The organism is Sphingomonas sp. NFR15 (assembly GCF_900103265.1).
Taxonomy (GTDB): domain Bacteria; phylum Pseudomonadota; class Alphaproteobacteria; order Sphingomonadales; family Sphingomonadaceae; genus Sphingomonas; species Sphingomonas pollutisoli.
In genome coordinates, this window is sequence record NZ_FMWX01000009.1 from 142754 (window position 1) to 154208 (window position 11455).

General features: G+C 66.4%; 9 protein-coding genes. 4 read left to right on the plus strand and 5 right to left on the minus strand.

Annotated features, from left to right (window positions below):
• Positions 1 to 152 precede the first annotated feature (152 nt).
• Positions 153 to 2834 (plus strand): bifunctional acetate--CoA ligase family protein/GNAT family N-acetyltransferase, encoded by a 2682-nt coding sequence (locus BLS81_RS18180; protein ID WP_093226000.1) that lies wholly within the window; start codon positions 153 to 155, stop codon positions 2832 to 2834.
• Between the two features lie 56 nt (positions 2835 to 2890).
• Here the strand turns inward: BLS81_RS18180 and BLS81_RS18185 are convergent, their stop codons facing one another.
• Entirely contained in the window at positions 2891 to 3925 is a 1035-nt protein-coding gene (locus BLS81_RS18185) for a lysylphosphatidylglycerol synthase transmembrane domain-containing protein (RefSeq protein WP_093226002.1), read from the minus strand.
• A gap of 230 nt (positions 3926 to 4155) precedes the next feature.
• Between BLS81_RS18185 and BLS81_RS18190 the strand changes: the two genes are divergently transcribed.
• Complete coding sequence (locus BLS81_RS18190) at positions 4156 to 4848, plus strand: Bax inhibitor-1/YccA family protein (RefSeq protein ID WP_256326325.1); 693 nt, start codon at positions 4156 to 4158, stop codon at positions 4846 to 4848.
• Positions 4849 to 4850: 2 nt separating this feature from the next.
• Complete coding sequence (gene mgtA, locus BLS81_RS18195; protein WP_093226005.1) at positions 4851 to 7385, plus strand: magnesium-translocating P-type ATPase; 2535 nt, start codon at positions 4851 to 4853, stop codon at positions 7383 to 7385.
• Here the strand turns inward: mgtA and BLS81_RS18200 are convergent.
• The 4 genes from BLS81_RS18200 to BLS81_RS18215 all read right to left on the minus strand — a co-directional run bounded on the left by BLS81_RS18200 (position 7378) and on the right by BLS81_RS18215 (position 11056).
• A complete protein-coding gene (locus BLS81_RS18200; protein WP_093226006.1) occupies positions 7378 to 8073 on the minus strand; it encodes an ABC transporter ATP-binding protein in 696 nt (231 codons plus the stop codon). The two genes, mgtA and BLS81_RS18200, sit on opposite strands and share 8 nt — an antisense overlap.
• Positions 8070 to 9323 carry an ABC transporter permease gene (locus BLS81_RS18205; RefSeq protein ID WP_093226008.1) on the minus strand — a complete coding sequence of 418 codons (1254 nt, stop codon included), beginning with the start codon at positions 9321 to 9323 and terminating at the stop codon, positions 8070 to 8072. Before BLS81_RS18205 ends, BLS81_RS18200 begins: the two co-directional genes overlap by 4 nt.
• Positions 9320 to 10327 (minus strand): efflux RND transporter periplasmic adaptor subunit, encoded by a 1008-nt coding sequence (locus BLS81_RS18210; RefSeq protein ID WP_093226009.1) that lies wholly within the window; start codon positions 10325 to 10327, stop codon positions 9320 to 9322. Before BLS81_RS18210 ends, BLS81_RS18205 begins: the two co-directional genes overlap by 4 nt.
• Positions 10328 to 10405: 78 nt before the next feature.
• Positions 10406 to 11056 (minus strand): universal stress protein, encoded by a 651-nt coding sequence (locus tag BLS81_RS18215; RefSeq protein WP_256326326.1) that lies wholly within the window; start codon positions 11054 to 11056, stop codon positions 10406 to 10408.
• A 188-nt stretch (positions 11057 to 11244) separates the two neighbouring features.
• Between BLS81_RS18215 and BLS81_RS18220 the strand changes: the two genes are divergently transcribed.
• Positions 11245 to 11455 (plus strand): transposase (locus BLS81_RS18220; protein WP_143023399.1); only part of this gene is annotated, 211 nt, incomplete at its 3' end.

The window sequence follows — 11455 nt, forward strand, 5'->3', positions numbered from 1 at the left end:
CTTACGCATTGTTCCGTAAGGGTCTTCCAGTTCTGGCTATCGGCGGCGGGGGTGAGCCGACATCGGGGAATCTACGAATGCTCACCGGCGGGCCGGTCGGACATTTTGGCGGGAGGCCAACGACGGCCCGACCGATCAAACGAGGCGCAGCCATGTCGATCCGTAATCTCTCGCCGCTGTCGGACGCGAAGAGCGTCGCTGTCATCGGCGGATCGGCAAGGCCACACAGCCTGGGCGCGATCGTGCTCGACAACATCGTCCGCGGCGGTTTCAGCGGCACGATATACGCCGTCAATCCGCATCGCTTCGATCAACCGGGCGTGGGTTGGTGCGCCACAATCGCGGATCTTCCCGAGGTGCCGGATCTGGCGGTGGTGGCGACGCCTGCGGAGAGCGTACCGGGCATCATCGAACTGCTTGGTGAGAAAGGAACGCGCTGCGCCATCGTGCTGTCTGCCGGTCTGAACCAGGCAAACGGGCTGAAGCAGGCGATGCTCGATGCGGCGCGGTCCCATTGCCTGCGCATCGTCGGACCGAACTGCCTCGGCTTCGTCGCGCCGCGCCTCAAGCTCAACGCGACCTTCGCGCGAACCAAGGCTTCCGAGGGCGGGCTGGCGCTGCTGTCGCAAAGCGGCGCGCTCGTCACAGCGGTGCTCGACTGGGCGCAGGCGCGCTCGATCGGTTTCTCGGCGGTCGCATCGGTGGGGGACATGGCCGATGTCGATCTCGGCGATCTCATCGACCTTTACGCGACCGATCCCGCGACCAAGGCGATCCTGCTTTACGTCGAAGGCGTCACCAACACCGCGAAATTCATGTCGGCGGCGGCCGCTGCTGCGCGGATTAAGCCGGTCATCGCGATCAAGGCCGGCAAATCGGCCGCCGCGGCGAAAGCGACGATGTCGCATACCGGAGCCTTGGCCGGCAGCTATGATGTCTACCGTGCAGCCTTCAAACGTGCGGGCATCGTCCTCGTCGAGACCCTCACCGAATTGTTCGACGCCGCCGAGATCCTGTGCCTTGCCGCCGAGCCGCGCGGCGGACGGCTGGGCATCGTGACCAATGGCGGTGGTGCCGGCATTCTCGCGGTCGACTCGCTGCAGGGTGCCGGGGCGACCCTTGCGCCGCTGCGCGCCGAAACGCTCGGCGCGCTCGATGCGGTCCTTCCGTCCACATGGTCTCACGCCAACCCGGTCGATGTCATCGGGGATGCGCCCCCGGATCGATACCGCGAAGCCGTTTCCGCGCTCTTGCGCGATGAGACGGTCGACGGCCTGATCGTCATGAATTGTCCCACCGGACAGAATGAAGCCTCGGCGATCGCGGAAGCCGTTTGCGAGGTGGTCGCCATCGCGCGCGGCGCACGTATCGACAAACCCGTTCTCGGCTGTTGGCTGGGCGACAGCAACGCAGCGGCGGTCGAGACCTTGCTGCTCGACGCCGGCATCCCCGTGTATACCACGCCGGACGATGCCGTCCGGGCGTTCGGCTATCTGCTCGCCAGCCGCGAGGCCCGGCTCGCGCTTACCGATCGGCCGGTCGAAACACGCGAGAGGTCCTTCGACACGACCGAGGCGAAACGGATCGTCGCGGCGGCGCGGGCCGACAAGCGCGAGACCCTGGACCAGATGGAGGCTCAGGCGCTGCTCGCCGCCTACGGCATCGCGGTGGTCCCGACCCGCTTCGCCGCCGCTGTCGAAACCGTGGAGGACGCTTGTGGCTGGCTGAAGCCGCCCTTCGCCGTGAAGATCTCCTCACCCGATATCGTTCACAAGTCGGAAGCGGGCGGCGTGGTGCTTGGTCTCCACGACCGAAAAGCCGCCGCGGCGGCGGCGTGCGCGATGGAAACGCACATACGCAGCGTGCATCCCGAGGTGCGGATCGACGGCTATATCATCGAGGAAATGGTGGTGCGGCATAATGCCCGCGAGATGATCGCCGGCATCGCGACCGATCCGACCTTCGGGCCGATCCTCCTCGTCGGGACGGGAGGAACCGCGGTCGAGATCATCGCCGACAAGGCGATCGCCCTGCCCCCGCTCGATCATGCGCAAGCTCTGGCACTGATCAGCGAGACACGCATGAGCAAGCTGCTGGACGCCTATCGCAACGTGCCCGCCGCCCATCGCGAGGCGGTGGCCGACGTGCTCGATGCCTTGTCGGCGATGACGGTCGATTTCCCCGATATCATCGAACTCGACATCAACCCGCTGCTGGTCGATCCCGACGGCGCCGTCGCGCTCGACGCACGCGTGCGGATCACGGCGCAGGCGCCTGCGGATTCGAACCTGGTCATCCGCCCCGCGCCGATGGAATGGGCATCCTCGCTGGTGACACAGTCCGGCCTCGCCTTTTATGTCCGGCCCGTGCGCGGCGACGATGAACCGCTTTTGGCCGCCTTCTTCGAGCATGTCTCGCCAGAGGATCTGCGCTTCCGCTTCCTGAGCACCGTGGCGCATGTCGAGCATGCGCGGCTCGCGGCGATGACGCGGGTCGATTACCGCCGCACGATCACGTTCCTGGCGTTCGACGCCGCCCGTGAGAACGTGATCGCCACGGCCATGCTGGCGGCCGATCCCGACCGGACCCGTGCCGAGGTGGCGCTTGCAACCCGCGCGGACATGAAGGGCCGGGGCGTGAGCTGGACGCTGCTCGAATATGTCTTGCGCTATGCCAAGGCGGAAGGGATTGGCAGCGTCGAGGCGATCGAATGCGCCGACCACGAGGCGGCGCTACGCATGGAGCGCGAAATGGGCTTTGCGACCGTCACGGACCCCGATGATCCCACGGTGCGGATCGTTCGTCGCGCGCTCGCTCCCGCCGATGCGGCGTGAACGACGTCCCTGCCGGCGATGGTCTCGCGCGTCTTCCGACGTTGCGGTTGTAGGCTTCAGCGATGATCGTCGCGCGCGCTGCCTCCTGATGCGCCGCTGGGATGTGGCACGCTTGGCGGGCGCTTCATCGCACCGCGCATCAATATCATTCCCGGAACCAGCGGCAGCCACAGGATGAGGAGCCGCAGGAGCATCGTGCCCGCGAATGCGGCTTCGAACGAAACGCCGAGCAGGCGCAGCGTCGCCGTCGATGTGGCTTCGAAGCTGCCGAGGCCAAGCGGAATCGGTCCCAGGGTCACGACGATCGATGCCATGATCAGCGCGATGAAGGACGCTCCGAACGATGCGTTGGTGCCCAACGCCCGCAGACAGGCGAACAGCGTTCCCGCATCGGCGAGGAAGATCAGCGCGTTGCATGCGGCGACGCGCGTTAGCAATGCGCGATCGCGCAGCAAGTCTCCCGGCGATTCCGCCACCGTGTCGAGAAGGCTGCGGACGACCCCGATCCTTTCCAGCCACGCGGGCAGCGGTTCGCTGCCACGGCTGCGCAGCCAGAGGGCAAGACCCGGAATGGCCAGCGCCACACAGAGAAACAGTGTCACGAGACCAGCCATCAACGGTGTCGCGCGATCGTTGAACCAGAGCAGCACCAGCATGATGATCGCGAACAGCGCATAAGCGGCATAGAAGCCGATCATCGAGATGATGAGCGCCGCGACGGCGGTGCCACGCTCGACGCCGATGCCGCGCAATTGATCGACCAACAGGACGTTGCCGCCCATGCCGGCGCTCGGGAGAGCCTGGTCGGCGAACAGCTTCGTGATCGCGATCCGGATCAGCGGCGGGAGCCGCTGCGGCGTGCCGGCGCGCCGCAGCACGGCGGCCCAGCCGGCGGCGACACTGACATAGGTCGAAAGCTGCAGCGCGAACGCCAGCCCCAGCCATCCTGGCCGTGCGCGCTCGACAAGCGCGGCGAAACCCTCGACCTCACCCCAGTGAAGGATGGCGCCGATCAGCGCCGCCACCAGGACGAACCCGAAGAACCAGTTGCGCCAGCGGCCACCAGCGTAACGTTCACCCCGCGCGGACATGGCGCCCCGCCGCCCGAGCAGGTGAGATGTCGCCGGGCCGGTTCCAAAAGCTTTCGCGCACGAGCGGCTCCCACGGTTGGCTGCCGGCATCGCCTACGCGTCAGCCGCGTCGCGCGAACTTGGGAGTGCTACGTAGCATCACGGATTCGGCTCCGCCCAAGATTGGCGCACCTGAACGGCTTCACCAAGCGCGAGGAGCATGTGCGATGCGTCACCAAGGTGGGATATCCGTGTCCGGCAGCGAATATGCACGCCGACCGGAAGGGATGAACGCATTTCTGGGGTCCGTCTTCCTACAGATGGCGGCGAGCGTCGCCCTTTCGGCTGCAGCCGCGGCGCTCGTTCTGACGATCGGGGCATTGCAAAGCGCGTTGTTCGGACCATCCGGGTTGACGGCGTTGGGTTGGGTGGTGACGTTCGCGCCGCTTGCTCTGGTCATCATCATCGGCGCGGGCGTCGAAAGTCTGTCAGGCGCGGCGGCGCGGGGGCTGCTGGCGCTTTACGCCATCCTTGTGGGCCTGTCGGTCGGAGTCCTGTTCATCGGCCTGGCCGGCTCCAGCATCGTCGCGACATTTCTCATCGCGGCGAGCGCCTTCGCTGTTCTCGGCATGATCGGCTTCACCACCCGACGCGATCTGTCGGGCTTAGGCAGCTTCCTCACCATCGTGCTGGTCGGACTCATCGTCGCCATGCTCGTCAATCTTTTCCTGCGTTCCGCACGCCTCGACCTTGGCGTCGCCGCGGTCGGCGTGTTGCTCTTCGCCGGGCTGACGGCCTATGACACGCAGCGGCTCAAGCGCCTTTACGACGAAAGGATGCCGACGCCGGACGGCGCAACCGCGAGCCTCGGCGCGCTCACGCTCTATCTCGACTTCCTCAACCTTTTCCTCTCGCTCCTGCGGTTCACGGGCCGACGCCGGTGAACATGATCGCCGATGATTTCTGGCGCCGGCCCGCCGAGGAGGTACTCGGCGGGCTCGACGCCACGATGGATGGAATATCGAGTGAAGAGGCGGCGCGGCGGCGCCAGGTGTTCGGCGCCAACCGCATCGTCGAAGCGAAGAAGCGCCATCTGCTAGGCGATATCGCTCGCCGGCTGGGAAACCCCTTGGTCGCCATCCTACTGTTCGCCTCGGCAATCGCCGGCATGACCGGCGACCTCGTGAGCTTCGTGATCATCGTCGCGATGGTCCTGCTTTCGACCGGACTCGACATCGTTCAGGAGCGCCGCGCCGAAGCGACGGCCGAGGCGCTGAAACACTCGATCGCCCTGCGCGCGCTGGCTTTGCGCGACGGCAGGCCGCAGGAGATCCCGGTCGAGGATCTGGTGCCGGGCGACATCGTCACCGTCATGGCCGGAGATCTCGTTCCCGCCGACGGCATCGTACTCGCCGCGAATGCCTTGCAGGTGAACCAAGCCGCCCTGACCGGCGAGCCGTATCCGGTAGAGAAGCGGGCAAAGGTCGAGGCCGGGGACGCGATCGGGGACGCACGCAATGTCCTTCTCCACGGCAGCTCGGTGATCGGCGGCACCGCGACGATGCTCGTCGTCGCGATCGGCTCGCACACACAGTTCGGACAGATCGCCAAGTCGCTGGTCGATGATCAGCCGCCCACCGCGTTCGAGCGCGGTATCCACCGCCTCGGCATCCTCATCGTGCGGTTGACGATATTCCTCGTGCTGTTCGTGCTGGTCACGCACCTTGCGCTCGGTCGGCCGCCACTCGAATCCTTCCTGTTCGCAATGGCGCTGGCGGTCGGCCTCACCCCCGAATTGCTGCCGATGATCGTCACCGTCTCGCTCTCGCGCGGTGCGCAGCGCATGGCGAAGGCGAAAGTCATCGTGAAGCGGCTCTCCGCCATCCATGATTTCGGACAGATGGACGTGTTATGCACGGACAAAACCGGAACGCTTACCGAAGCCCATATCACCATGGTCGCCCATCCGGGCATCGACGGAGAGGATAGCGAGCGGGTCGCCGAACTTGCGGCAGTCAACGCCGCGTTCGAAACCGGCCTCAAGAGTCCGCTCGACGATGCGCTGCTCGCGCACGCCGCCGGCCATCCCCTCGACCGATGGCGCAAAATGGACGAGCGGCCGTTCGATTTCGAGCGTCGCCGCGTTTCGGTACTCGCCGAGGCGGCGGGCGACAGGATCGAGATCGTCAAGGGCGCGCCCGAAACCGTGCTGGCCCTGTGCGACCATGCGGAGGACAAGTCCGGAGCGATCGTCGCGCTCGACGACGCGCTCCGCCGGCGTATCCAGACGCTGCACGACACGCACGCGGCCGCCGGACTGCGCATGCTGGGCGTCGCCTGGAAGAACGCGGCGGGACGGACCAATATCGACACGGACGACGATGGCGGCCTCATCTTCTCGGGCTTGTGCGTGTTCGTCGATCCACCCAAGGCCAGCGCGACCGACGCCGTGGCCGCGCTGGCGGCGGCGGGTGTTCGGATCAAGGTGATCTCGGGTGACACCGCGATCGTCGTCCAGCACCTCGTCGACAGTCTCAAATTGCCGGTCGAGGGGTTGCTCTGCGGTGACGAGATCGCGCGGCTCGACGATACCGCGCTCGCCGCCCGGGTCGGCTCGGTCGATTTGTATGCGCGGGTGACACCCGATCAGAAGCTCAGGATCGTGCGCGCGCTTCAGGCGCGCGGCGCCACCGTCGGCTTCATGGGGGATGGGATCAACGACGCGCCCGCGATCCGGGCGGCGGATGTCGGCCTGTCCGTCGACGGCGCGACCGACGTCGCGCGCGAAGCCGCCGACATGATCCTCCTCGATCCCGACCTCGGCGTTCTGGCGGCCGGAGTGGAGGAAGGACGGCGCACCTATGCGAACATCATGAAGTACATCCGTATGGGGACGAGTTCGAACTTCGGCAATATGCTGACGATGGCGATCGCCTCCGTGTTCCTGCCATTCCTGCCGCTCACCGCCGTGCAGGTTCTGCTCAACAACATGCTCTACGATCTCTCGCAGATCGGCATTCCCTTCGATCGCGCGGATGCGAGCGATCTGGCGCGACCGCGCGGCTGGGACATGGCGGCGCTGGTCCGCTTCACCTTCATCATGGGGCCGTTGTCGTCGGTGTTCGACATCGCGACCTTCGTGGCGCTGGTGAAGATCTTCCATGTCGACGTGGCGACGTTCCGGGCGGCCTGGTTCATCGAGTCGATGGCGACGCAGATCCTTGTCGTCTTCGTCATTCGAACGGCGACGCGGTTTTGGCGGGACCGGCCGCACCCCATGCTGACCGCGACAGCGCTCCTCTGCCTCGCGGTGGCGCTCGTTCTGCCCTATTTGCCGGTCGCCACGCTGCTGGGCTTCAGCGGACCGAATATGGCCGTGCTGAGCATGATCGCGTTGCTGGTCCTCCTCTACCTGGCCGGTGCCGAGGCGCTGAAGCGCCTGGCGATCCCCGAGCGGGTTCGCCAGGCGTCTCTCACATAGCGACCGCGCCCGTCTCGATCGATGCGATGCGACCGTCGAGCATCGCGATCCGAACATCGGCGGCTTCCGCGATCTTGGGGTCATGCGTCACGCACACCACGGCGCGGTTTTCCTCGTGGGCGAGCGACTTGAACGTCTCGACGACATTGGCCGCGTTCTTGCTGTCGAGGTTGCCGGTCGGTTCGTCGCCGAGGATGATCTGAGGATCATTGGCAAGCGCGCGCGCGATCGCGACGCGCTGGCGTTCGCCACCCGAGAGGCGGTCCGGCGTCTTCCCTTCCTTGCCGGAGAGCCCGACCGCCGCGAGCAGCGTCCGCGCGCGCTCGCTCGCATGCGTCGCGTCCAGCGCCCCCAGGCGCCGGATCGGCAACAGCACGTTCTCGAGCGCGGTGAACTCTGGAAGCAGGAAGTGGAACTGGAAGACGAAGCCGAAATGCTGGAGGCGCAGCCGCGCCCGCGCGTCTCCGCCAAGCGGCGTCACATCCTCTCCATCGACGAGCAGGGCGCCGCTGGTGGGCCGATCGAGCAGGCCCAGCAGATAGAGCAGCGAGGACTTGCCGCATCCCGACGGCCCGATGATCGTCGTGAACCGGCCGCGCTCGACCGAGAAGGACGCACCGGCGACGAGCGTGGCCGGTGGATCGCCATCCAAGGTCCGCACCATGTCACGGGCTTCGAGCGCGATCATGCCGCGCCACGAAGGATATCGACGGGATCGACCCGGGCCGCCTTGCGGGCGGGCAACCAGGCGGCGACGATCCCGGCGAGCAGCGAAGCCGTCGCCGCGATCAGATACTGGCGGGCGCCATGATCGAGCGGGAGATATTGCGTCTCACCCGCGATCGGAAACCGCAATGATCCGAGCGCCGACATGAGGCCGAAACCGAGCATCCAGCCCAGCAGGATACCGATGAGGGCGACGATCAGCCCCTCGATCACGAAGACGAGTTGTAGATCGCCTTGCGAAAAGCCGATCGAGCGCAGGATCGCTATGTCCCGGCGCTTGTCGGAGACGCTGGTGGACACCGCCGTGTAGATGCCGAAACTCGCCACGAGCAGGATGGCCGAGACCACGGTGTACATGATGACGTTGCGCGTCACGAGCACCGAGAGGATATCGGATGAGCGCTCCTGCCAGCTTTGCGCCTTGTAGCCGAAGCGCGCCTCGAGACGTTTGGCGACCGGATCGGCTGCGTAAGGATCACGAAGCTTGATCCCGATCCGGTTGATGATGAACGGCCGTTCGAGCAGCGACTGCGCCTCGCGCAGCAAGACGTAGCCCGACGTGTCGCCGATCGCGGTCTGCCCGCGCTTCATCAGCCCGACGATCCTGAGCGAGCGGGTCGCGCCCGATGCCGATGTCGCGGCGACGACGTCCCCCATGCCAACGCCGAGGCGCGCCGCGAGTTCTTCACCGACGACCAGACCGCCCTGCGTCGTCTCCAGGTCGCGCAGATGCCCGGCGCGCAGATTGCTTTCCACGGTGCTGACCCGCGTCTCCTTCTCCGGGTCGATTCCGATCACGCCCAACGCCTCCTCATGTCCGCCGAGCTTCAGCGTGATGCCGCCGCTGAGGCTCGGCGACGCGATCGTGCCGGGCACCGCATCGGCGGCGGCGACGAGCGCCGGCCAGTCCTTGATCCCGCGCGCCTCGGTGCGGGTCTTGAAGTGGCGGAGAATCACGGCGCCGCGTGGGAACGCGATCGTTCCCGGTTGCGGACGCGGGCTGCGAATCTCGTCGGTCACCACGATATGCGGCGCAGCGTCGATCAGGCGCGTGATGAAATCGTTCTGGCTGCCGACCATCAACGCCGACACGGCCAGGAAAAATCCCACGCCGACCGCGACGCCGAAGACCGCCACGACGCTCTGCCGCTTGCGCCCGGCGAGATGCTTGATCGCAATGTCGATGAGCAATGGCAGGCGGGCACCGATCATCGGGCCGACGCCGCAACGCGGGTGCCTTCCTGAACGCGCCCGCCCGGAGCGTCGATGACCCGCGCGTCCGGCGCAATGCCGCGAACCTCGCTGGTGCCCGGCCCCTGAATGCCGATGCCGACACGCTGGCGGTGCGCGCGACCACCGATGACGAGCCACACGCCATCACCGTCGATCGCCGAGGCCGGCAGGAGCAGCGCATCCGCGACCGAACGCGTCACGATATTCACCTCGAGACTGAGGCCGAGTGGCAGGACGGGGCCGTCGTCGAGCAGGAGTCGCGCCCGAAAGGCACGCTGCTCCGGGTCGCCGGTCGGCGTGAGTTCAGCGACATGCGCGCGGATGACCCGTCCCGGCCAAGCATCCGAGGAAATCAGCGCGCGCTGGCCGACGTGCACGCGGGGGATATCGCGCTCGTCGACCGTCGCCGTCACCCGCGCGCGCCGCGGATCGCCCAGCAGCATGAGCGTCCGCGTTGGAACGGCGAGTTCCCCTGGCTGAATATCCTGCTTGATGACGATGCCGTCGATCCCCGCCCGTACAACATTCTGGCCGAGCTTGGCGGCGGCCGTGCGTTCCGCAGCGCGCGCGGCCTCGCCGTTGGCGACGGCCGCGTCGCGATCCGCCCCCGTCGTCCAGCCCTGGCCGAACAGCGTGACGATCCGCCGCTCCGCGAGGGTCGCGCCCACGCTCTGGGCGTGCGCCTGCGCATACGTTTCGCGCAGGTCGGTATCATCGAGCGTCAGAAGGGCCTGTCCCTTGCGGACCGTATCCCCTTCCGCCACCAGCACCGCCTTCACGGGGGCGGTAAACCGCGCGGCGACCGCGACGGGTTGCGTCGGTTCGACGAAGCCGGTCGCATAGACGAGTTCGACGGCGGGGCCGCGATGCGGGGTGACAACGGTGACGCGGATGGGCCGAAAAAGAAAATATGCGGCACCGATCAGCAGCAATACCGCGAGAAGGACGCCGGCACCCAGCCAGAGGAGGTGCGCGCGGGTCATGGCGCGGTGAAAACGCCGGGGAAAAGGACCGAGTCGAAGGAAGGGCGCATGTCGGATTCGCCTTCCCGAAACGAAGGCTCAGTGCCCGAGAATCAGCGGCAGCTTGGCCTCGCCGAGCATGCGTCTGGTCACGCCGCCGAAGGTTTCCATAAGGCGACCATGACTATAGGCGCCCATCAGCACATAATCGGCATGGAACGCGATCGCCTCCGCCGCGATCAACTGGTCGGCGGCCTCCGTGCCATTCTCAATGATCCGCACCGTGGCGTGAACTTCGTGCCGGGAAAGATATTCGGCGGCAAGCGCCGGTTCGACAGTCTCGGCGCTGTCCCGCGCCATGAAGATCTCGACAGCCTCGGCGCACCGCAGCAGCGGCACACAGGCGCGCAGCGTCGCCGCCGCGGACGCTTGCCCGTCCCAGGCGACGAGCGCCCGATCGAGAGCGAGCCGCTTGCAATCGTCAGGAACCGCGACGATCGGCGCGCGCGCATGCATGAGGATGCGGCTCGCGATGTCGCGCATGTCGGGGTTGCGGTTGAGGACGATAATGTCCGCGAGTGTCGCGGCGTCACACACCCCATCGACCAGATTGCCCGTGACATCGGCCCAATCCCACGGGACATCCTCATGCGCCAGGCGCGCTTCGAGCACGGCCTTGTTCTTGCCCTCGCGTTCGCGCTCGTCGCTCAGCATCGCCTCGGCGACACCGGTCGAATAATAGTCTCCCACCAGTTCGGGGTATATCGAGACGTCGATGCAGCTCAGATGGCCGTTCAGCGCCCGCGTCAGATCGAGCGCCGCCTGCAGGCGAGCTTCCTGACCTGCGTCGTCATGTACTGACCTGCTGCCCGTTTCTTGGGCCGTTTTGAGCTGGAAAATTCCAGTTATGGAGAAGGGCCAGGGAAGCGGAGTGAGCGATGAAGAGGTCGAAGTTTTCGGAGGCGCAGATCGCCTTCGTGTTGAAGCAGGCGGAGGATGGGACGAGCGTCGGCGAGGTGTGCCGCAAAACGGGGATCAGCGAGGCGACGTTCTATGCGTGGCGCAAGAAGTACGCGGGTCTGATGCCGTCGGAGATGCGCCGGCTGCGTCAGCTTGAGGAGGAGAACGCCAAGCTCAAGCGGCTGGTGG